Here is a 24,194-nt window from a genome sequence, read left to right as displayed (position 1 = left end):
AACCGTCCTTACAGAGGGCGGTTTTTTTGTACAAAAAAATGCTTGAATAGCCTTTGAACCGACTACCCAAGCATTTTTCATTATACTTTTTCCACTTGTAACGCTCCGTTGACCATCTCAAGCATCAACTTTTGCCCGTCTTTCAAGTCACCTTTAATGATTTCTTTAGCCACAGCCGTTTCGACATGGCGTTGGATGAACCGTTTTAATGGTCTAGCACCAAAATCCGCGTCGGTCCCTTGATCTACAATCCAATCTAGGACCGCATCATCGAACACCAACTCAACATCTTGTGAATCGAGTCGTTTCGCCAAATCATCAAGCATTTTACCGGCGATCAAACGGAACGTGTCTCCAGATAATGAATGGAAAATGATAATGTCATCCATTCGGTTTAGTAGCTCCGGTTTGAAATGTCTTCGCAACTCCGCCATGACTAAGTCTTCTGCGGCATGTTCATCCGAGTCAAACTGACCGTCTAGTAAATACGTCGATCCGATGTTCGATGTCATGATAACGACGGTATTTGTAAAATTGACAAGTCTACCTTGAGAATCGGTTATGCGACCGTCGTCTAAGATTTGAAGCAGGATGTTCGACACATCCGGGTGTGCTTTTTCAATTTCGTCGAGCAACACAACGGAATAAGGGTTGCGCCGAACCGCTTCCGTCAACTGTCCGCCTTCCTCATATCCGATATAACCGGGAGGTGCACCGACTAGACGGGACACACTATGCTTCTCCATGTATTCCGACATATCAATTCGAATGAAGTGATCTTCTGAGTCAAAAAGAGTCGCCGCTAACGTTTTCGCCAATTCTGTTTTCCCTACTCCCGTCGGCCCAAGGAAGAGGAAAGAACCAATTGGCTTATTCGGGTCTTTAATACCTGCGCGCGCTCGCCAAACTGCTTCTGTTACAAGTTGCACGGCATCGTCTTGCCCAACGACACGTTCTTCCAACGTTTCACGCAGTCGAAGCAATTTTTCCCTTTCCCCTTCTACAAGTTTCGTCACAGGAATGCCAGTCCATCTCGCGACAATCGTTGCGATTTCCTCTTCCGTCACTTCTTCTCGGAGTAATCGGGTTGAATCTTGATCGACGAGAGAAGCTTCAAGTTCTTGTAACTCCTTCTCCAAATTAGGAATTTTTCCGTATTGGAGTTCTGCCGCTTTATTCAAATCAAAACGATTTTGTGCATCTTCAAGCTCCCGACGATAACGATCGAGTTGTTCACGCTTCGTTTGGATACTGTTCAACGCCTCTTTTTCTTTATCCCATTGTTCTCGCATCTCGGCAGATGAATCCTTTAATTCCTGCAATTCATCCCGTAATGTTGCAAGACGCGTCTGACTCATCGCATCTTTTTCTTTCCGTAATGCTTGTTCTTCAATTTCTAGCTGCATGATTCTCCGCGTTACCGAGTCTAGTTCTTGAGGCATTGAATCGATTTCAGTCCGGATCATTGCACTCGCCTCATCCATTAGGTCAATCGCTTTGTCCGGCATGAAACGCTCCGTCAAATAACGGTCAGATAATGTTGCTGCCGCCACAAGCGCACGGTCATGAATTCTGACACCATGATGGAGTTCGAAGCGTTCCTTCAACCCACGTAAAATTGAAATCGTATCCTCTACAGACGGTTCACGAACGAGCACTTGTTGGAATCGACGCTCGAGAGCTGGATCTTTTTCGATATACATGCGGTATTCATCAAGCGTCGTCGCACCGATACAATGCAGTTCACCACGCGCAAGCATCGGTTTTAACATGTTACCGGCATCCATCGCACCGTCTGTTTTACCCGCGCCGACAATTGTATGGATTTCGTCAATGAAGAGAATAATTTCCCCTTCGCTCTCTTTCACTTGCTTCAGGACACCTTTTAACCGCTCTTCAAATTCACCACGGTATTTCGCTCCTGCAATGAGCGAGCTCATGTCCAACTCGAAAATTTGGCGATTTTTAAGTCCTTCAGGCACATCACCTTTTACAATCCGTTGGGCAAGCCCTTCGACAATTGCTGTTTTCCCAACGCCTGGTTCTCCAATAAGGACAGGGTTGTTTTTTGTTTTTCTAGATAAAATCCGGATGACATTGCGAATTTCTTCATCCCGTCCAATGACCGGATCCATCTTCCCTTTTCGTACGTCTTCCACTAAATTTCGTCCAAATTGTTCCAACGGCGTTTTTTGATCTTCTTGTACGCTATCCATTCTCATTCATCTATCACCTCAACTGTTTGACTTTGACTATCTTTGATTAATTATAGTATAGTCAAAAATGATCAAAACGTAAAGTTTTTTGCATGTACTGAACGCGTTAAATCGTTAATGAAGTTTTCTTGGTGATACGAGTACCCCATCCTCGTCCGCATAAACATAATGCCCGGGCGTCCAATTGACATCACCAAAAAACAAAGAAACTGACCGCTCGCCTTTCCCTTCCTTTTTACTACGAATCGGATTCTTTCCAATTGCCAGGATTCCTACATCAAGTGCTGCTAATTCGGCCGTATCACGCACACATCCATTCATGATGATACCTGCTACTTTACGTGTTTCGGCAATTTGCGCCAATTGGTCTCCAAGCAATGCACATCTAACAGAACCTCCACCGTCTACGACAAGAACTGTTCCTTCATTCATTTGCTCAAGGGTTTCCCTAACAAGGACGTTATCTTCAAACACACGCACTGTTTCAATTGGTCCAAAAAAGCGCTTCTGCTTGCCGAATGAATGAAACGTGAGCGAGCAAAGCGTCAATTCTTCACCGTATTGGTCAAACAAGTCTGTTGTTTTCATTGAATTTCCTCCTTAGCTAGTAAAAAAAGACTGCATGACATATCGTCAAACAGTCTCTTCGGTGTATAATTAGCGCACGCCAAGTGCCATTTTTGCATAGCGGGACATATTGTCACGGGACCATGGTGGACTCCAGACAATATTTACATCTACATCTTTTACTTCAGGAAGCTCCATAAGTTCTTGTTTAATGTTCGCTACAATTTGCGGTCCCATCGGACAGCCCATTGAAGTTAACGTCATCGTAACAATCGCCGTACCTTCTTCGTTTAACTCCGCATCATAAACAAGTCCTAGATTGACAATATCGATCCCTAATTCAGGGTCGATGACATTTTCAAGAGCACCCATCAAGCTGCCTTTCATATCCTCGCTCATTCAAATACCCCTTTCGTTTCGTTGTCCCTTCATCATAGCAAGGTTATGCTATTCATTCAAATAACTTGCGAGCCAATCGACCGAACGCAACATGCCTGTTCGAGAAACAGCATGTCCCGCTTCTGAATCGGTCATGAATTCGAACCGTTCTGGTCGGTTGATGTAATCTTTTTTAGCGGCATTGTAGAAATTAAACGTCGGTTCATAAGGCACCGTCGTATCATTCTTTCCATGCCAGAAAAATACAGGTCGCCCAGCTAATTTTTCACGTTGTTTCGTCATATCAAAAAATGCTAATGTATCGAGCAACGATTGACGGTCTTCATCTGAAATAGGTAACTTGAAACCTCTTCTCTCAAATTGCGCAATTTGTGCTTTCGCCAATTCGACGTAACCGGGTGCCCCCATCATGACTGTTGCCACATCAATCCACGGATAAGCCGTCAAACAACCGAGCGTCGTAATGCCTCCCATGGAAGTGCCCCCCATGCCAATTTTCGTTACCCCTCTTTGTTGCAGTTCATTGTGCAACACTGCCATTTCTTCAATCGACGTTAACACGATTTCCCAAAAACGAAGGCTTAATTGCACTTCATCTAACTGCTCACTGCGAACGCCATGCAAATGCGCTTCAGGCAGAAGGACACGGAGCCCTTGCTTGGCCATGTTATATGCGTAATGTAAATTGTGCTCTTTCGCACTTGTAAATCCATGTAAGAAGATTACAGCTGGAATGTTGCTATTTTGCAGGGATTCATCCACAATATGTAATAAAGGGATATTCGTCTTGCCCCATTGTTCCTCTCTAACAATCATGCAAACACCTTCTATACCTTTTTAGTAAATCGTAACAAAGTTTTACTAGAAAAACAAAAAATAGGCGTGTGGCGGAATTTTTTGACTTACGCCTTATGATAACGCTACACTGAACAGTAGATAATAAGAGTCAATTACAGGTCTGTTGATTAACCAATTACTACAAGTAGACTCCTTCGAATCCGTTGGCTTGTACCTGCAACTTATTTGCCTTTTAACTTAAAAAATGCTCAACAGGATTGGAGCAGAAGGCGGCGACTCCTGCGGGAACAGCGCGAGCTGAAGACCCTGGACTGAGCGAAGCGAGGGAAGCGGCTGAAGCCGTGCCCGCGGAACGCGTCCGCCTGGAGCGGAAATCCGGTGTTTACCGAGGATTACAAGGAAAATTGAATATTCTTATATCACACAAATTGGTTAATCAACACGCCTAAGCCAATTACTCAAAAACATATTTAACAACGAGGGGGACGACTCAATGAAACCGCATTTAATTGTCCTCGATTTGGACGGGACATTATTGACAGATGAAAAAATCATCTCAGAAAAAACTGCACATACTTTGAAATTGGCAGAAGAACAAGGGCATCAGATTATGATTGCAACAGGACGACCGTATCGAGCGAGCGCTGTCTATTACAAGCAACTCGGTTTACAAACACCTATTGTCAATTTTAATGGTGCGTTTGTCCATAATCCAACGGATACGAATTGGCAAACCATTCACGAAACGATTTCCTTACCTGTCGTAAGGGACGTCGTCGATGCAATGCAGGATTTTCGTTTTCACAATATCATTGCTGAAGTGATGGACGATGTGTATATGCAAGTGCACGACGAGAAGATGCTCGATGTACTGACATTTGGAGAGCCGATTATTACAGCAGGTGATATACGCAATTCATTACAAGTCGATCCAACAAGTTTACTCATTCATGCAGACTCGAAAAATGTCGATCCGATCAGACGCCATTTAGCAGATGTGCATGCAGAAGTGATTGACCATAGACGATGGGGAGCTCCTTTTGATGTCATTGAAATTGTCCGCCACGGGTTGAACAAAGCGGTTGGGATTTCACATGTTTCCAAATGGCTCGACATCCCGCGGGAACGGATCATCGCGTTCGGCGATGAAGACAACGACCTTGAAATGATCGATTATGCAGGTACGGGAGTCGCCATGGGCAATGGAATTGACCGATTAAAATCGATTGCAAATGAAGTGACGATGACGAACAACGAAGATGGAATTGCAGCGTTCTTAAAGGAACGCTTAAAACTATAGAAATGAGGGGTAGTTATGAGAATTTTTGCGGATAGTGGTTCAGATTTACCGAAATCATTTTTTGAAGAAAACAATGTAACGCTAATTCCATTGAAAGTATTAGTAGATGACAAAGAGTTTGATGATATTACCGAAATTGATGCGCAAGAAATCTACTCCGCAATACGTAGTGGAAAGCATCCAAAAACGTCGCAAGCCTCTCCGGAACTGTTGCTCAATACGTGGAAGGAGTTAGCAAAAAGCGGAGAAGATGGACTGTATATCGCTTTTTCATCCGAATTATCAGGTACGTACAATACAGCAGTCATGATGCGAGACCAAGTAAAAGAAGTTAATCCGAGTATGAATATGATTATCATTGATTCGCGATGCGCTTCGCTTGGCCATGGACTTCTCGTAAAAGAGGCTGTTCGTTTACGGGATGCAGGTGACGATATCCGGACAATCGAACGCAAAATTCGCCATATGGCTGCTCATATGGAGCATTTATTTACAGTAGAGGATTTAGATTATTTGGCGAAAGGCGGACGGGTGTCAAAAGCAAGTGCATTCATCGGTGGATTATTGAATATTAAACCGTTGCTTCATGTAGAAAGCGGCAAACTCGTACCGATTGAAAAACATCGCGGTCGCAAAAAAGTATTAAAACGGATGATCGACCTTATGGATGAGCGTGGAGTAAATTTAGCCAACCAAACGATTGCCATCAGTCATGGTGATGACTTACAGACCGCCAAAGAAGTTCAAGCACTCATCGAAGAACGTTTTAAGCCAAAAGCAACTGAAATCCATATGATTGGTTCCGTCATCGGGTCACACGCTGGCCCTGGCACAATCGCCATCTTCTTTTTGAATAAAGAAATGAACGCATAAAGAAAAACGCCTTTTCAGACAGGCTTGCCACCTGTCATGAAAAGGCGTTTATTCATCCTTCCGCTTTTCTACGCGCTCTTCCTTTCTTAATGACAAGGAAAAGGAACGTTAAAAAGAGTATATAAACAAGAAGCGAGGCAATTAAATACGGTATATTAAATCCTTTGTCTTCATCAGCAATATATACTTCTGCTAGTTCCCGGTCTAACACGACGTGGAAATACCCGTCGTCTGTTTCTTTCACCAAATCACTGTCCAGCAAGCCGCGTAATTTCTTTTTCTCACCGATTTGCTCTGCCGGAATTTTAATATCAACCGTTTTTGACGTGTTATTAACAGCAATTAACCACGTTTCGTCTTCTGAAGTTCTTGTGTAAACCATAAAACCATCTTGATTGTGCAACATTTTGAAATCACCATTGCGAAGCGTTTCCGATTGGTTTCGCAGCGTATTTAAATTACCGATCAAGTCTTTTAATTCCATATCGGTTTTAAAATTGAGCAATGGGTGACTATCTGGAGCTTCTTTACCGTTTACTGCAATTTCCGAGCCATATGTCATTAAAGGCACCCCTGGCAACGTGAATAATGCCGTTACGGCTACTTTCCATCGAGTCGGTGGGAACATTCTTGCTTCAACCATTTCATACGTTAACCGGGAACCGGACAAATCGTCAAGTTGGATAATATTCGTTGCATTTGCATCGGTAAAAATATCAATACCTGATGAGTTCGCATCGGTTTTCGTAAATGCTTGGCGGAGTGCATCTTCTTGAGCGATGTGCCGCGTCGCATCGAAGTCCGCATCGCTCTCCTCATTTGTGATAACATAGGCGCCTGCTTTCGTTTCATGGACGACTGCAATCACTTCATTTACAAATGCATCCGAATAGCCTTCCAACTTTGTCAATCGGACCCCATCTAAATCGTGTGTAGTCACAAAATCTACGACCGCTTGAAGTAACGCTTGCTGGAGGGCATCATCATTTGAATCCCATTGAATTGTACCGTCAGTCGTTTCAGTATATAAAAATTGTTCATTCTTTACCCAGTCATGCTGTTTACTCACGTCATTCATGGGGAAATCTGCTATGACCTTTATGTCTTTTTCATGTGCTGCTTTTACTAAACTTGTTAATTCTTCAGCGGTTCCAAAATGCGGTTCCAACTTTTCGTAAGACCGTGCTTGTGTGCCATCATACGTGTCCGTTTCAAACACAGGCCCAATTGAAATCATCGTGAAGCCCATTTCAGAAATATGTTGCAACCTCGACTGGATCCCTGCAAAGTCCCCACCATTGAACGCATGACGATTTGTTGCATCCACGTCTACATCATTCGTACCGATCCCATTATTAAACCGGTCTACTAATAAGTCATATATACTTTCATCCTTCAACGTGCGTTCAGCAGAAGCAGCTGCTTCTGTCGGCAGCATCGTTGAAATGAACAGTAAAAAAATGGCGATAACACTACTTATACGTTTACCTTTCACAAAAAAAGCCTCCTCGACAAGCTATCTTTAGCCATTTTATCAAATGGATGCTTTCCACGCCATGTAATGAAATGAAAAAAATGTCGGACGTCTGGAATTGAGTCGAATTTGTGAATGGAGGAAAACGTCAGCAGTCTCCAATTTTTGTCCAAGTAAAAACCGTCAGCATGATTAGCTGACGGTTTTCGATCACAGTACATCAATAGAGTTGGACCTTCTGTACCTTAAAACAACTCCCAGCCCATCGGTAATTTAAAACCGAAGAACATTGTTGCAAATAGGAATACGAAGAAAAGAATCCAAAATAGGGTAACGTTTTTCCCTTTTGTAGAACGAACGAGCACCATTTCCATCATGCCGATCGTCAATAAGCCGAGCAGGAATTTGATGCCGTACTCTGCGCCTCTACCGTAATCCATTCCTTTAATGAATAGCAGTACGCCAGATAGAAGGATGAGCACATAAAATAAGCGTGCAATCATATGTGTAATTTTTTTGCCTTTTGTCCCGTTCGCCATCACTGCAGCAACGAGAAAAACGATAATGCCGACTACCCATGTGAAAATATGAAAATGGGTCGTGTCTGATAAAAAGCCCAAGTGATTCACCTCATTTATTGTCTTTACCCTTTAATCCTACCATATTCGCAAACCTAATCGCACTAAAATACGCTTAGGCAAAGCGGTTTACAAGTGTGCCAATTCCCTCTACAGCAATTTGCACCGTATCGCCAGCACGCAAAAATTTCGGTGGATTCATTCCTTTTCCGACACCAGCAGGCGTACCTGTCAAAATAACATCTCCCGGTTCCAGTGTTACGTATTTCGATATCTCCACAATCAATTCATCTATTTTAAAGATCATATTTGCTGTATGGCCATTTTGGCGTACTTCATCATTCACTTTTGTCACAATGCTAAGATTATGCGGATTTGGGAGCTCATCTTTGGTCACAATGTACGGCCCGATTGGACAAGATCCGTCTAAACTCTTGCCTAAGAAATATTGTTTATGAGCCGATTGGATATCTCTTGCTGTAATGTCATTTGCAATGGAATACCCAAAAACATAATCATAGGCAAGTTGTTTCGGGATATTGCGTCCTTTCTTACCGATAACGACAGCTAACTCGCCTTCGTAATCCAAGTTTTGCGTAACTTCGGCATGGACAGGTAGCACCTGTTCATCTGCAGCAATTGCAGTCGGTGATTTCGTGAAGATCATTAATTTCTCAGGTGGTGCATCACTACCCATTTCAGCTGCATGGTCAGCATAGTTCTTACCGACACACAAAACGTTTTTAGGTGTTCGTGGCACAGGCGATAACCATTCGATTTTCGTAAAGTCATGTTTGAACTGTTCCGGATTCTCACTCGTCTTCGCTTGTTCAGTCAGTTTTCTCACCTTCTCAACAAACTGTAGCCCTTCTTTGATGCCCTCGATGATTGTTGTCGGGAAATCTGTTTCGCCAAAAGCCTCTGCAATGGATCGTACATCCCAGACCGCTTCCTCTTTCTTCACTTTCGGACCGAATAAGATGTTCCCTTCATACCGGAACGATAAAAGTTTCATGTGCTAGCCCTACCTTCCTTGTTTGATTTCTTCCCTGCACAAACTACTAGCTAACGATGACTGTAGCTGTCTCCTTTATTTCTACAAAACTTGCACTTTCTCCTCTTTTTTCGTCAGATTCTTTCCATACGTCACTTTACGCCATATCCATTCAAATGGACCCATCTTAAACTTCATCAGCCACAATTCGGCAAAAATCACTTGTAGAATGAAGATGCCAATCGCCATTAACGTTCCCGTCTCAATGTCCACTTTTCCATACAAACCGAACCCATAATTGTAGAAAATTAATGTTGCAACGATGGATTGCGTCAAGTAAGTCGTCAAAGACATACGACCTGCTTTTGAAATTGGCCGGAATACTTTTTGGAAAATCGGCAATTGACATAACAACAAAATGACACCTGCATATCCGATCGCTAAAATCGGCCCACCGATCAATTGCTGAGTGAGTTTGTAGTAGTACGTCGGCTCATCAAGATACGGCAATGATTTAATGACAATACCTACAACGAATGAAAGGAGTGTAACAAGTGCGATTCTGCCTTTGAACTGTGCTGCACGTTCAAACAACTTCACCTTTGCAAATACTGCACCGAGCATAATTAACGGAAGCACCATAAAAACACCCATGAACATCGCCGGCAAACCTATTAGCAGCCATTCTGGAATCCGGAACAATAGTGCATCGACATACGAGCCATGTCCGTATGCTGTAATCGCTTGTTCAATGCGTTGGATGTCTGAATAGCCTTCCATCAGGTCATCTGGAAACATTTTTGTTACAAAATAAGTCCCCCCAATGAGCAAAAACGTTGGAATTAAATAAACGACGAGCGCAATGGGTAGGAGCCATTTTTTAGGTATTCTCACAACCCCAATCATGATGAACCCCATAATTGCATACGTAAACAAAATATCACCGGACCATATGAATAGCGCGTGTATCAGTCCGAATGCCATTAAAATTGCGAGACGCTTTGCCATAATCGGCGCAAATGGTGTTTTATTCACAACAGACTTTTCGTACTGCATTTGCAAACCATAACCGAACAGCATCGCAAAAATCGGATAGAAACTCGCTTCTACGAAAATGCTAATAATTTTATAAGAAAATTGATCACCAGGCGTACTGAAATACGTATGTGGATCAATATAAAAATAGGGAGAATGGAAAGTAAGCATATTTGCAATAAAGATACCGAGGAGTGCAAAACCCCTCAACATATCCAATGACTCAATTCGATTCCCTAACAATGTTGGTGAAACTTTCAAACAGATTCCTCCTGAACATTCACAACCCTCTCCCCGTCAAATAAGTAGAGGACCATTTCTTTTATGTGTATTTTCGCAATCGATTCGATCGCTTTTTTATAAAGGCTCAACTGTATGCCGTATCGTTTTTGCATCTCCACTGTTAACGACTCAACGGAAGCAAGCTGCCCACGGACACGATCGGTTTTGTAATCAAGCAGCACCCATCCGTCCTTTTCCTGGAATAAACAATCCGCGATCCCTTGTAATATCTGATGATCCCCGTCTTCTGCATCATACGCATACGTAAACGGAACTTCACGTAGGACTGTTGCCGAAGCGGACAATCGATCATACATGTTCGTCGAAAAGAATGTTACGATCGCATTCACATCTACAGCATTTGCTTCTTCAGGCGTCAATAATTGCCGTGTAGTCAATTCCGTCACAAATCGAGCAACATCCTGAACCGTCGGCTTTGAAGTGAGGTCAATATGTTGCATAATCGTATGCATCGCTGATCCGATTTCCGCACTCGATAATGCTCGCGTTTGCATGAACGATGGACGTGCATGCAAATAGGGTGTACTCACTTCATCATCCAATGTAGAAAAGAAATTATCATACGTACCATCTTGCTCAAGCTGTGCTAACCGTTTCAGTTCACTAACGGTCTGTTTTGAACGTTTCTGCACAGATGCTCCATGCGGATACCGGTAATCGAATCTGCGTTTCACTTCGGCTACCCAGTCATCATTTACTTCCTCCGAACCAACGATCTCTTTCTCTTCTACGGTAATTTCCTCTTCTGCCGGCTCTAAGAAAGACGCCGTCGGATACGCTGCAATTTTCCATTTTGAATCATCCGCTATTAGTCTACCGCCATTCGTTACACCGAACAATTCAAAATCGGCATGCCTTGCAACTGCAGGTCCAATCCAATCCAAATACCCGTTTGCTCTTGAGCGCGTATATTCCGGTAACATTGAACCCGGCTCAATCAGTTGTGCATCTTGCCATTTCGTCATCGTCTTCTCAATGTCTTTTACAGTGGCAACAAGTTCCAGATGTTCTTTCGCCCGCGTCATCGCTACGTATAACACACGCATTTCTTCCGCCCGCATTTCCAATTGCTTTTTTTCCTTCATCGCTAAAAACGGAAGCGATGTATACGTAATGCGTAAATCGGGATCGATTGCCTTTACCGCAAGACCAAAATGCTGGTCAAATAAATACGGTTCATTGAAATCCATCTTATTAAATTGGCGACCTGTTCCTGCTACGAACACATATGGGAATTCGAGCCCTTTGGATGAATGGATGGTCATGATTCGCACAACATCTTCCGTATCACTAACGTAACGAGCAGCTCCTAGGTCATCTCCTCGTTTTTGCATTCTGTCGATGAAGCGAAGAAAACGGAACAATCCTCTGAAAGATGTTTTTTCATAATCAATCGCACGGTCATGCAAGGCGCGTAAGTTCGCTTGCCGTTGCTTGCCATTTGGCATTGCGCCAACAATTTCGTAATAGTGTGTATCTGCGTACACTTGCCAAATAAGCTCGGACAACGAACCGCGACGAGCTAAATTGCGCCAATCTTCAAACTGCAAGAAAAACCGTTGCAATTTCTGTTGTGTGACGGGATCAATACCTGCTCCTCCCGTCGCCATAAAATGCTTTAATGCATCGTAGAAAGGTTTATTCTTCGCTGCTAATCGGACTTGCGCCAACTCATTCTCTGTCATGCCGACAAACGGAGCACGCAAGACGGAAGCAAGTGGAATATCTTGGTAAGGATTATCAATGACACGCAAGGTGTTCAGCATAATCATCACTTCAATCGCTTCAAAATAACCACGGGACAATTCAGCGTAAATCGGAATCCCTGCCAACTTGAATTCTTCTGCTATTTCGCCAGACCACGTCATCGAACGCATAAGAATGACAATATCACTATATTTTAACGGACGCCGTTTATCCGAAAAAGCATCCGTCACTTCTTCCCCCGAAGCCATCAAGCTTTTAATGCGTTGAATCATATAACGCGCTTCGGCTTGCGAACTTTTTAAACTTTGGCCAACGAGCTCTGTTGCTTCATCGTCAAGCTCCTCTTCATCAGCTTCGTACAGTAGCGTAAGCGTGGCTGCAGTTTCCTTTTCGGGATACTTGGCACCATATTTCAAGGCAGCCGCCTCATCATATTCAACTTCTCCGACACGTTTCCCCATCACTTGAGAAAAGACATAATTTGTCGCATCCAACACTTCCTTGCGACTTCTGAAGTTTGCGTTCAAGTCGATTTTTAGTCCTTGTTCGCCGTCATCTGTCGTAAATCGATTATATTTCCCGAGGAATAAACCAGGCTCTGCCAGACGGAACCGATAAATGGATTGTTTCACATCACCAACCATGAACAAGTTCCCATCCGCTTCGCTCCCCCGTTTCACAAGCTGGATAATCGCTTCCTGTAATAAATTGACATCTTGATACTCATCCACAAGCACTTCCGCAAAACGATTTAAGTAGTCCATCGCGATATCAGAAGGAACCCATTCACCGTCTCTTTCTTCCGCGAGAATCATTAACGCAAAATGCTCCAAATCGGAAAAGTCTACAAGTCCCCGATCCATTTTCACTTGTTTATACCGCTCACCAAAATCGATGACCAACTCTACAAGCGAATGCATACTCGGTGCCATTAATCGGATTTCATCGAGCAGACGCTTCGGTGTTCTTGTAAAATAGGACTCTTTCAACGTATTGATGATTTTTTTAACGGAATCACGTATCGCTTTCGCACGCTTCGCCAGTTCTTCATCACACGTATTTTTGCGAATCGTTCCCGCTTTCACCCATGTCAACGAACCGAAGAAATGGTACGTATCTTCCCAAGTCCCCTCATCTATCCGGCGTTTCGCTTCCAACAGCCATTGCAAGTCCGCATCCGCCGTTACAGCGAGTGGTTCCGGACCTTCAGGCAACAAAGCGATCCGTTTCATATCTTCCGTCAAAGCAATTGCCTCTTCCAATGTGTGGCGAATCGCTGTTTTCAACGGGTCAATGAACGCTAATTCATCAATCGAGACACCTTCACCAATTTCATATTGCATCGGTAACATGCGGAGCCATCGTTCAGGAGAAGGATGCACTCTTGAATAGTCATAAAGTTTGTCGATCAGTTTTTCAATTGACTGGTCGTTCCGATCGGACGTAAAGCTATCCGCTAAACGATACATTGCTTCAGGATTGTCGGCATTATACGCATCCTCAAGCACTTCCCCAATCGTATCATCGCGTAACAAAGCTGCTTCCGTTGTATCTGCAATCCGAAAGCCTGGGTCGATATCAATCAAATAGGCATACTGACGCACTACATTTAGACAGAACGAGTGCAAAGTGGAAATCTGGGCTTTATTCAACAGACTCAACTGTCGTCGTAAATGGATGGACGCTGGTTTTTCAGCAATCGCCTCTTCTAACGCACCTGCCATCCGATGACGCATTTCTGCAGCCGCAGCATTCGTGAATGTGACAACGAGCAATTGGTCGACGTCAATCGGGTCTTGCTCATTCAATACTTTCTGAATCATTCTGGTAATCAACACTTTTGTTTTCCCAGATCCAGCCGCAGCTGACACGAGCACATCTTTCCCTGTCGCCCAGATCGCTTTCCACTGTGCATCCGTAAACGTCACGTCTGCCGGTTTAATTGGAATGTCCATCATCATTCACATCCTCTCGCATCTTTTCAAGTGTTTGCTCGGCATCCATCGAATCATATTGCCTGTACGCCTGCTCAGGATCAGTTGGATCGAATTGACAAACGGATTGATACGAACAAAACTGACAAGGCATCCGGTCCTTCAATTTATAGGGATAGACCCGTGTATCGCCCGCTAACATGCCATCTCCCGCCTGTTGGTGCCGATGTCGCACAAATTTCCTGACGACATGCAAATCATCCGTCGACAAAACTTTCGATGCTTTTGTGAATGAACCGTCTGTCTTAAATGCGGCAGGGATGACAGCTGAAGTCTTGCCAATTTGCGCATCCATTCCCATGACAACTTCAGGCTCATCTAACAAATAGCCCCGCATCTTATAGGACTTGATCATTTCCTGCTCTATCATTGCCTCGGTCATTTCCAGTTCGGACCGAAGCATCGGGTTATGGATATGCAAATAAAGGACACCCGCAGGATCCGCTTTAAACCCAATCCACTCTTCCGCATGTTCAACCGCTACATCTAAATACGTCAACATTTGCAAGGAGATACCGTAATAGACATCGGTCAAATCCAACTGCTTTGCTGATGATTTGTAGTCGACAATTCGTAAGTATTTCTTGCCATCAATTTCGGTCGCGTCAATTCGGTCAATACGTCCGCGTAAATTCATTTGATTGCCACGACGAAGTGGAATTGACAGTGGCGGCAACGGCTCTCCTGGCCCAAATGCCGCTTCAATTGCCACCGGCTTGAACGAGCTTGTCGTCGCCTGCTTGCCGAGCGCATACATCGTCCGCGTCAAAATATGCGTCAATTTCCGGCGGATATACTGGTAACGGCTTGTCGACAGTAATATCCGATTGAAAAACAACGGAGTAATTGCGTCCATCGCTCCCTTGGCTAGCGCCCAACAATCTTCCTTCGTCAACTCCGCCCATGACCTACCACTTCGATTCATTTCATCCGAAATCCATTTTAATGCCGCATGGAACAAATCCCCGATTGAAGGAGCTTCCAACGTATACTCCATCCGCTCCTGTAAACCTAATCCATACGATGCAAAATGCTGGAACGGACAGCTATAATACGATTCAACGCGCGAAACACTCGATACGAACGATTTTCCATACAAGCCTTCTGTTAACGTAGGTGCTAACCGTTCCGTGCGGTTCCGCTCTTTCATCGACGTCGTAATATCATGCAGAACAGAAGACCAAAGTGGATCTTCTTCGTAATATGTCAATACCGCTTGCCATTGCGGCGCCAGTTCATTGCGATGAGCAGCCTCTTTCACTTTCATGGAAACATAAGGCAATGCCGTCCGAGGGTGACTAATGTAAGTCGCTTCATCGGCGTGATCCAACAACTCCGATGGATCCGTCACTGCAACTTGCAAAGGAACTCCTTTCACGATCGTTTGGATTCTTGCGATATACAACGAAGGCAATAAGGATTTTCCTTCTTCGTCGGCAATTGGGTACGTAATAAAGAGCTTGTCCTTTGCGGAAGTGAACGCACGATACGCCATATACGACTCATCCATTAATTTCGTCTTGGATGAAGGAGCGAGTTCAATACCGCTCCGATTGAACCACTCCCGGTCCCAATCGGATAAGATTCCCTCTGCATCCATCCGTTGCGGCAGTACCCCGTCATTGACACCCATTACAAATACAACATCGCTATCCATCATACTCGACAGCTCAATTGTCGTAACAGTCACTTGGTCCAAAGAAGGTGGAATGCGTGTAAATTCCAACGTATCCAAACCTTCATCCAAAATACGGGCAGCTTCTTTCAATGGCATATCCTTTTCCCCGAACATAAGCACAAATTGGTCCAGCACATTAATCCATGAATTCCATGCTTGGTCGTGTTCCGCTGCACTTAATAATCGACCCGCACGTTCTTCCTCAGCCCGCAAGTCAACAATCTTATCGAAGATCTGCAACGATTCCATGAATAAAAACAACGCCTCAGCGATATCCCGTCCATTACGAGCCCGTTTTAACCGTCCTTCAAACTGGACAAGCGGATCCCTTACGATGTCACGAATGAGATGCAACTCTTTTTGCAACTGCAATTCCTCGTCCGTCTGTACAGTCGTATGGAGCTCTAATCCCCGGTATCGTTTCACTTTCCAACGTTCCTCGTCATACCAACGATTCCCGTAAATACCATTTGCCAGCACATAGTTCTCCAACCGATCCGCTCGCTCCCGCCATAACTGCTTGTCTTCACGATGCGGGAAAAACAAATCTGTTTTAATCGCCCTAAAAACTGCTTCGTACGTCCAACCATTCGTCACAACTTCCAAAATGGATCGTGAAAACTCAATAAGCGGGTGATGGAGCATTGGTTTTTTACGGCTAATGAACACCGGTATGTCATACTGGGAAAAAATCGTCTCAATGAGCTCATCATATACTTCAGGCTGCCGGTACAAAATGGCAATCTGTTTATAACGCTCACCATCCCTAACCAGCTCACGGATATGCCGCGCCACAGCATGTACTTCCGCACGCCGATCCGCCGCTTCAATAAGGGTAACAGCTCCTTCAGAAGCCCTTTCAGATGGCGGGTACTTCTCAAACTCCTTCTCAAAGTGCCGTAATTCTGCATTTCGAAAACGCAACGCTTCTTCCAAATGCATGTTGCCTTCCACATCGACCGATTCCAACCGAGCAATCTCCCGCAACTTTAACGCCGTCCGCACTGGATTGAAAAACAATTCATGGTCTGCATGACCCGAAACACCCGCTTCCATCGGCAATACAACCGTCACGCTTTTCCCGTACTTCATTAACTCCTTCAAAATCTCGTATTCTCGCGAAGTAAAACTCTCAAAACCATCTACATATATATCCGCATCACGAATCAACTCCGAATGCTGCACTTGCGATGCAAGCAAAGCGAGATGGCCCTCACTATCGACATACGCTGTACCGAGCTTTTCTTCTATCTTTCCAAGCAGTAGTGTTAAATCGCTCACCTTGTCTTGCAACGTACGCGGTGCTTGTCCCGCGGACAACTCCGCTAACAGTTTTCCAAGCAACTCTTGGTCCAAACAATACCGGGAGAATTCCTTCATCAAGTCGCCAATCTTCTCCGTAAATCCTCTTTTATTGGCAGCTTGCCGAAACAGTTTCAGCTCCTCACGATTCTCCTCCAACACGCTTCGCACAAGCATCCGATAACCAAAACCATCAACCTCTTTACGCGTAATGCCACCTGTCTCTTGCAACACCCGCCACGCAAGCCGTTTAAACGTCGAAACTTGTGCACGAATCATGCCCTTTAAGCCAAAATTCACCGACAAGCTATGCTCCATCGAATACGACATCTGGTCAGGCACAAGCAATATAATCGCAGGACCAAGCGGATCCTGCTCCAACGACTCCGCAATCTCCCCCTCAATCAACGTCGTCTTACCAGTCCCAGCTCGTCCCGTCACAAAACGCAACGTCATCCTAAAACGCCCCCTTCCAACCAATAAAAAATTCCCTCTCATCTCTTCCTTCCATTGTACCGAAAGTTTAAGAGGACAGGAACTAAATACATCCACAAACAACCCATTCATTTGTCCAAAGCATTCTTCGCGACTAGCAAATCCCTGCAACGAAACCATCCCGCGCCACTAAAAAACGCCAAACAACGCATAAACTCCTCAAACGCAGCATCCCCCCTCGAAACGCCGCATAGTCATCACGAAAACCGCATAACTCCTCAGAACTCCACATATTCGCCTCAAAAACCGCATAACGCTACTAATTTCCAAAACCGTTGATTTGTCAAAAGCATTCTGCGCGACTAGCAAATCCTTGCAACGAAACCAACCCGCGCCACTAAAACACCAAACAACGCATAAACTCCTCAAACGCGGCATAACTCCTCGAAACGCAGCATATCCACCCCGAAAAACGCATAACGCTACTAATTTCCAAAACCGTTGATTTGTCAAAAGCTTTCTGCGCGACTAGCAAATCCCTGCAACGCAACCATCCCGCGCCACTAAAAAACGCCAAACAACGCATAAACTCCTCAAACGCGGCATAACTCCTCGAAACGCGGCATATTCTTCCCGAAAACCGCATATCTCCTCAGAACTCCGCATAACGCTACTAATTTCAGAAACCGTTGATTTGTCAAAAGCATTCTGCGCGACTAGCAAATCCCTGCAACGCAACTATCCCGCGCCACCCAAAACGCCAAACAACGTATAAACTCCTCAAACGCAGCATAACTCCGCGAAACTCCACATTTTCTCCCCGAAAGCCGCATAACTCAAAAAGCATATCAAATTACTACTCATCTTCCCCCTGAAAAATCGTACTCGACTCTTCCTCCACCCGTTTCTCAAGTCGCTTCTCAAACCATTTCCCAACTAGCCACAATATCACAATAATCCCTATCACAATGGCCGTCCGAATCGGCTGCGTCAGCAACGCCTTTAAATCATATCCAATAAAACTAATCGTAAAGATCATGACAAATTTTCCTGCCATCAAGATCATCAAATAGTTTTTTTTCTTCATATTTGATAAACCCGCAACAAGATTGACTAACGCTGACGGCGTAAATGGAAAACAAAGCAGCAAAAATAACGGACCAAAACCATTTCGTTCCACCCAACCGATGAGCTGTTGAACGCGTTTGTGCTTCGTTAAAAAACGCAAAAATCGATTCCTTCCATACTTTCGAATAATGAGAAATACTACGTATGAACCCGCAACTGTTCCTGCCCAAGACAAAATGAAACCAAGCCATAATCCGTAAGCACCAGCATTCGCAAAAACAAATACAAACAGCGGCAAAAAAGGCAAGAAAGCCTCAATAAATGGCAGTAAAATACCAATAAACGGCCCAAGCGCCTTATAATGCTCCGCCAATTCAATAATTTTATCAACATCCATCCATTCGCTCATATGTATACACCCTCACCTGTCCACAAATCGACTCATCTTCGGTCAATTCTCAATTCCTATCTCAACTATTCCCTTTTTTCTTATAGAATACCACTGAAACATCAAAATATAGTATAATTTCAACTATACATATTAGAAAGACGTGACAAAATGCGAAACAAACAGTTTATAGCAGGCGTGAAAGCAGGCATCAGCATCGCAATCGGCTACTTTCCCGTCGCACTCACATTCGGGCTACTCGCCAAAACAACAGGACTGAACATCATTGAAGCAACAGCCATGAGCTTGTTCGTATTCGCTGGCGCCTCTCAATACATGACCCTTAGTCTCATCAAACTTGGAGTAGATCCCGTCACCATCGTCATCAACACATTCGTCGTCAACATCCGTCACTTCCTTATGACGGCATCACTGAATGAAAAGATGCAACGTGCACCGAAATGGGTAAAAGCTACATACGCTTTCGGCATTACAGACGAAACCTTCTCCATCCTAGCGACGCGTGAAGAAGACAAAATAACATCCGCATTCGCATTCGGTGTCGCCTCTGTCGCCTACGGTAGCTGGGTCATCTTTACAGCAGTCGGCCACTTCGTCGGCGCCAACTTACCGGGCTTCCTGCAGATCGCCATGTCCATTGCGCTTTACGCCATGTTCATCGGTCTACTCGTCCCAGCGACAAAAGGAAATCGAAAAGTCGTCATGCTCGCAACAACAGCAGCCGTCATCCATTGCATCCTCTACTTCGGAGAACTGCTAACGACCGGCTGGGCAATCCTCGTGTCCACACTCGGATCCGCCATCTTCATCGAAATCATCTACACACGCCGCGGCAAAAATGCAGCCGGCATGTACAAAGAAAGGAAGACTAACTAATGGGCCTTACATACTGGTGGATGCTCTTTGGGATGGCGCTCGTCACCTACATCCCACGCATGATCCCACTCACCATACTAGACGGAAAAGAACTCCCACCAATTATTAGCGGCGTCCTCAGCAACATCCCCTACGCCGTCCTCGGTGCACTCATCTTTCCCGCCGTCCTATTCGTCCAAGAAGGCAACATCCTCTTCGGCATCATCGGCGCAGCAACCGCATTCCTCATCGCCTTCCTCGGCGGCACCCTCATGCCCGTCGTCCTAGGCACAATCGGCGTTCTCGCCATCTATAGCCTCTTCATGTAACATGAAAACTGCCATGCACGGCGGTTTTCTTTTTTTTGGTTAATCGCGTCATTAACTCCTATTCTATCAATGGTACATACCCGCATTCATCCAAGCCTATCCCTTCTTAATAAGAATAGGGACTAGAACAACAGTCAACAATACGGAAAACTGCGTGAATCCAAGTTGCAAAATCCTTGAAGTCACGCAGTATTTTATAAGCTTTTTATTAATCACACTAAAATTTCTACTTATCTCCCAGCCTTAGCTAGGTTCATACTTCAACCTAATCCGTTCAAAATATACCGATTTACTCCTGACGATACGACTACCAATTGCACTCAAAAAACCGCCCCAAACTTGGAGCGGTTTCACAAACATTATTCATCCACTCCTTGCTGGCGTTTCCTCGCCTTCTTCACCATCCGCGTGGCATACCAGAAGCCGATTGTGAGCGACAATGCGTCTGCCACGTATAACAGCCAATTATGTGTGTATCCGGCATATATCGACGCAGCTATAAGGGCAACTGTTAACGCAAGGCCAACGAAGTGATGGAATGTTACGCGTGTGAAAAAAACGACGAGCAAACCAGGCAAAAACAAGGCGAGCAGTATCTTCGTTTCCAATAAGGCGATATCCATTTTACAACCAACTTTCTTACTGGATTAGCGGACAACAAGCAGCCCTAACCGATGATGATCGTGTCTATACAATACTTGTTGCATAAGCCTCACTTCTCCATCGCGACCAATTACTTGCAAACGACAATGAGCAGCATTCACTTGGATTGCATCATACAATTCTTTTTCATTGGACACTTGAATGCCATTCACTGTACGAATGCACTCACCCGGAACCAATCCAAGCTTCTCACCAGGCGAATCCGGTAAAATCCCGGCAATCATGACACCTGTCGATTGTGGTGCTCCAACGAATCCACCATGCCGTTCGCGCACAGCAACGACAATTGAAAGTGCTGCGCGACCGACAACACCAATCACTAGTGCAACCCAACCCATAATCGGCATCCACCAAGCAAGAACCCCGACTGCAGCAACAAGCACACCTATCCATATGATTGCTCGTCCCATTTTCGGTAATAAATCATCCGCAAAACTTGCCCGAGCAACTTGAGAAAATCCAATGACGATCGGTACAGGTATGAAACTGAATTCTGTTGCACCTACAGTAAATTGTGGCCAGTAAGGAGTGAAAGCCGTTAAAAAATCACCCGGCACGAGAAAAATCACTGGCAATAACCAAAGACGTTTTGTCTTAAAAGCCGCTGCGCGTAAGCCTCTTTTCGTTTTCGTCAAAAAAGATGATGCATAATGAGCTGCGGTTCCAACGAGGAAACCTTCCACAATCAACAGTAACCCCGCTATGACAGGAATGGTAATTGCAATTTGACCCATAAAGTCAATTGACGTTAATGACCATCCGCGAACCGTAACATCACCAACAAACTGTTGCACAGCAACGAGACCAAAAAAAGCGAGAGCGGCAGCATAAATCGGTGACGCCACTTGATAATAAAACGTGAGCATCGTGACGATGGCAATGGCCGACAAGAGAACTAACCAGCCAACATCTACCGTCAATCCAACACCTGAAACGACAAGTGATAACAGCAAAGCAGGCAACCACGATTCTTTAATTACCCTTTTCAACTCCGTCAGTCCCGGATGCAAACGAACATGAAAACTACGCCTCTCATTTTTCACCCGAAAATACCCTAGTCCAACAGCTGCAAAAATAGCAACCAACCAAACTGGATTCAAGAAAAATAGCCCGACCGCTTTTAACACGTCCACTACTACATGTTCACTCATCCACGCTCACCGTCCTATCCTACAAACATGATTATTCCTTATTGTATCAAAAGAATCGTCTTGCGTGTGAGACAGCAATCATTTTTTTCCTTTTTACAAAACCAAACCCCTCTGATTTGTCAAAACCCATTCAGCGCGACAGATCACCGCTCTCTACAACCCCTCCCCGCGCCCCAATCCTCATCCTAGTTTTCAAACAAAGCATATTCCGTCAAAACAGCTCATTATCTTTAAGAACGCCGCATATTTAGCCATAACTCAGCATATTCCCCTCAAACAGCTCATATTTTCGTAGAACTCAGCATATTCCCCTCAATCGGCTCATAACTTCGTAAAACGCGGCATATTTATTCAAAACGCCGCATTGCCTCAAACGCCGCATATTTAGCCATAACTCAGCATATTCCCCTCAAACAGCTCATATTTTCGTAGAACACCGCATATTTCCCTCAAACGGCTCATAACTTCGTAAAACACGGCATAACCACCGAAATCACCCCATATCCAAAAACAACAAAAAAGCACCCGTCCTCTCAAACGAGCGCCCATCCAATCAATCATTCACTTAACAAATGATGCACATACCCAATCGCAACTTGCAACTGCTTGTCATTCTCCTTATCTTTCCGATAACCCTCCACTTTCTCACGCAATGCCGTAAAAAACTTCCGATCCATAATATTTTCTTCAGACACTTTCGCTTCCATTCTAAATGCACGTACAGCTTCAACGGTCGATTCATCAAAATAGCCATCATCCCTGCCAACTGAATACCCTAACCCACTGAGCAACCGCTGAGCATAGGATATATCCTCATGATAATCGCCTTCCGCATACACATCGGTAGAGAATCGGATATGCTCTGTAAACAATTTGTCTTGCTCAGATGCCAAATCGACGTTGACACCTTTCCCATGAATCCATGTCTCTTTGGGTGTCAGCCATTTGTGCGTGGACAACTTCATCTCGCCACCATTTGACAACTCCATCGTATCTTGCACAGTCCCTTTACCAAAACTCACATCACCAATAATGAAACCGCGGCGTAAATCTTTCAATGCCCCACTTAACACTTCACTTGCCGATGCACTCCCTTTATCTTGCAATAAAACAACCGGCATCGTTTTTAACTTTCCGTCAAACGAAAACTTTTCAGACGGCTCTACAACGAGTGGCGTCAATTCCCCTTTGACATTTTGCATATAGGCAAAAACCGTATCATCCGCCAATAAACTCCCTGCAACCTCACCTACAGCGCGCAAGTATCCACCTGGATTGCCACGCACATCAATAATGAGTGCCTCCGCGCCTTCTTTAATCACTTTGTCGGTCGCTTTCTTCCATTCATCCGCTGTTTCATCGCCAAACATTGTCAGAGCTATGTAACCAATTTTTTCGCCCCTTACTTCCATCAGTTCAGCAGATACTGTTTTCACAGGAATGACTTCCCGAACTACTTTCAATTCAAGATGCTTATTTAAGTCAGGACGATAAATCGTCAATTCCAACGCCGAGCCTTCCTTGCCACGAATCTTCTTAACGACTTCTTGTAACTTCAAGCCACCTAACGCCTCTCCGTTAATACGGACAATTTCATCATACGGCTGAAGTCCAGCTTTTTCAGCAGGAGATCCTTTAATTGGTGAAACGATAATATATTTTCCACCTGAACGGGTAATTTCAGCACCAATCCCGACTCTCTCTCCTGCCAATGATTCCTTGTGAGATGCAGCCTCCTCCTCCGACAAATACGTCGAATACGGATCCCCTATCACATCTGCCATCCCCCTTAACGCACCTTCAACGAGCATGTCCCCTTCGACCGGGTATACTGCATTCTCCTGAATAATGCTATACGCCTCGTCAATGACTGGAAACGAGCCCGGCATGGCCGTGTCAGCACTTTTCTTATCACTGACCGAGCATCCATCCAACACTAGAAATACGCCTGTCGTCAACACTGCTAATAAGGCGAATAAAAAAAACCGGCTTCTGCGCATCGATACCTTCCCTCCTCCATTCACTATATGAACAGAGTGCGGTCGATACGACAACAGAAATCCGGC

Annotated in this window: 18 protein-coding genes; 4 read left to right on the top strand and 14 right to left on the bottom strand. The window is 44.6% G+C overall.

All coding sequences use genetic code 11. The features are described from left to right. Positions 1-80: 80 nt before the first annotated feature. The 4 genes from NRI27_RS01060 to NRI27_RS01045 form a co-directional block, all read right to left on the bottom strand. Positions 81-2,216, bottom strand: a complete 2,136-nt coding sequence (locus NRI27_RS01060; protein ID WP_371389658.1) for an ATP-dependent Clp protease ATP-binding subunit — start codon at positions 2,214-2,216, stop codon at positions 81-83. Between the two features lie 114 nt (positions 2,217-2,330). Then, the gene (gene rraA / locus NRI27_RS01055; RefSeq protein ID WP_371389205.1) at positions 2,331-2,804 is read right to left on the bottom strand and encodes a ribonuclease E activity regulator RraA; all 474 of its coding nucleotides are present in this window, start codon (positions 2,802-2,804) and stop codon (positions 2,331-2,333) included. A gap of 69 nt (positions 2,805-2,873) precedes the next feature. Next, on the bottom strand, positions 2,874-3,182 hold the full coding sequence (locus tag NRI27_RS01050) for a metal-sulfur cluster assembly factor (protein WP_317942541.1): 309 nt from the start codon (positions 3,180-3,182) through the stop codon (positions 2,874-2,876). 48 nt (positions 3,183-3,230) lie between these two features. Then, on the bottom strand, positions 3,231-3,998 hold the full coding sequence (locus tag NRI27_RS01045) for a prolyl oligopeptidase family serine peptidase (RefSeq protein ID WP_371389204.1): 768 nt from the start codon (positions 3,996-3,998) through the stop codon (positions 3,231-3,233). A gap of 475 nt (positions 3,999-4,473) precedes the next feature. On the opposite strand from NRI27_RS01045, the gene NRI27_RS01040 reads away from it, so the two are divergent. After that, positions 4,474-5,280, top strand: coding sequence for a Cof-type HAD-IIB family hydrolase (locus NRI27_RS01040; RefSeq protein WP_371389203.1), 807 nt, complete (start codon positions 4,474-4,476; stop codon positions 5,278-5,280). Positions 5,281-5,295: 15 nt separating this feature from the next. Continuing rightward, positions 5,296-6,153, top strand: coding sequence for a DegV family protein (locus NRI27_RS01035; protein WP_371389202.1), 858 nt, complete (start codon positions 5,296-5,298; stop codon positions 6,151-6,153). A gap of 52 nt (positions 6,154-6,205) precedes the next feature. Here the strand turns inward: NRI27_RS01035 and NRI27_RS01030 are convergent, their stop codons facing one another. The 7 genes from NRI27_RS01030 to NRI27_RS01000 form a co-directional block, all read right to left on the bottom strand. Further along, the gene (locus NRI27_RS01030; protein WP_371389201.1) at positions 6,206-7,648 is read right to left on the bottom strand and encodes an alpha-amylase family glycosyl hydrolase; all 1,443 of its coding nucleotides are present in this window, start codon (positions 7,646-7,648) and stop codon (positions 6,206-6,208) included. 224 nt (positions 7,649-7,872) lie between these two features. Next, the gene (locus tag NRI27_RS01025) at positions 7,873-8,247 is read right to left on the bottom strand and encodes a YisL family protein (RefSeq protein WP_317942536.1); all 375 of its coding nucleotides are present in this window, start codon (positions 8,245-8,247) and stop codon (positions 7,873-7,875) included. Between the two features lie 73 nt (positions 8,248-8,320). Continuing rightward, positions 8,321-9,220 carry a fumarylacetoacetate hydrolase family protein gene (locus NRI27_RS01020; RefSeq protein ID WP_371389200.1) on the bottom strand — a complete coding sequence of 300 codons (900 nt, stop codon included), beginning with the start codon at positions 9,218-9,220 and terminating at the stop codon, positions 8,321-8,323. 81 nt (positions 9,221-9,301) lie between these two features. Next, positions 9,302-10,495 carry a DUF418 domain-containing protein gene (locus tag NRI27_RS01015; RefSeq protein ID WP_371389199.1) on the bottom strand — a complete coding sequence of 398 codons (1,194 nt, stop codon included), beginning with the start codon at positions 10,493-10,495 and terminating at the stop codon, positions 9,302-9,304. Beyond that, complete coding sequence (gene addA / locus NRI27_RS01010; protein ID WP_371389198.1) at positions 10,492-14,205, bottom strand: helicase-exonuclease AddAB subunit AddA; 3,714 nt, start codon at positions 14,203-14,205, stop codon at positions 10,492-10,494. Before addA ends, NRI27_RS01015 begins: the two co-directional genes overlap by 4 nt. Beyond that, on the bottom strand, positions 14,183-17,674 hold the full coding sequence (gene addB, locus NRI27_RS01005; RefSeq protein ID WP_371389197.1) for a helicase-exonuclease AddAB subunit AddB: 3,492 nt from the start codon (positions 17,672-17,674) through the stop codon (positions 14,183-14,185). The genes addA and addB overlap by 23 nt, the downstream gene beginning before the upstream one ends. Positions 17,675-18,509: 835 nt before the next feature. Next, entirely contained in the window at positions 18,510-19,130 is a 621-nt protein-coding gene (locus NRI27_RS01000; RefSeq protein ID WP_317942531.1) for a TVP38/TMEM64 family protein, read from the bottom strand. 150 nt (positions 19,131-19,280) lie between these two features. Here NRI27_RS01000 and NRI27_RS00995 point away from each other — a divergent pair, with 150 nt between their 5' ends. After that, the gene (locus NRI27_RS00995; RefSeq protein WP_371389196.1) at positions 19,281-20,006 is read left to right on the top strand and encodes an AzlC family ABC transporter permease; all 726 of its coding nucleotides are present in this window, start codon (positions 19,281-19,283) and stop codon (positions 20,004-20,006) included. Beyond that, positions 20,006-20,314 (top strand): AzlD domain-containing protein, encoded by a 309-nt coding sequence (locus tag NRI27_RS00990; protein ID WP_371389195.1) that lies wholly within the window; start codon positions 20,006-20,008, stop codon positions 20,312-20,314. Before NRI27_RS00995 ends, NRI27_RS00990 begins: the two co-directional genes overlap by 1 nt. 359 nt (positions 20,315-20,673) lie before the next feature. Here the strand turns inward: NRI27_RS00990 and NRI27_RS00985 are convergent, their stop codons facing one another. From NRI27_RS00985 to NRI27_RS00975, 3 genes are all read right to left on the bottom strand, one after another. Continuing rightward, positions 20,674-20,937, bottom strand: coding sequence for a CsbA family protein (locus tag NRI27_RS00985; protein WP_371389194.1), 264 nt, complete (start codon positions 20,935-20,937; stop codon positions 20,674-20,676). A gap of 24 nt (positions 20,938-20,961) precedes the next feature. Then, complete coding sequence (locus tag NRI27_RS00980) at positions 20,962-22,128, bottom strand: PDZ domain-containing protein (protein WP_371389193.1); 1,167 nt, start codon at positions 22,126-22,128, stop codon at positions 20,962-20,964. Positions 22,129-22,685: 557 nt separating this feature from the next. Next, entirely contained in the window at positions 22,686-24,128 is a 1,443-nt protein-coding gene (locus NRI27_RS00975) for a S41 family peptidase (RefSeq protein ID WP_371389192.1), read from the bottom strand. Positions 24,129-24,194 lie beyond the last annotated feature (66 nt).

The sequence above is a fragment of the Sporosarcina sp. OR05 genome (genome assembly GCF_041414805.1).
Lineage (GTDB): Bacteria > Bacillota > Bacilli > Bacillales_A > Planococcaceae > Sporosarcina > Sporosarcina saromensis.
The sequence above is the reverse complement of the archived record's forward strand: the minus strand, read 5'-3'. Positions and strand labels throughout refer to the sequence as shown.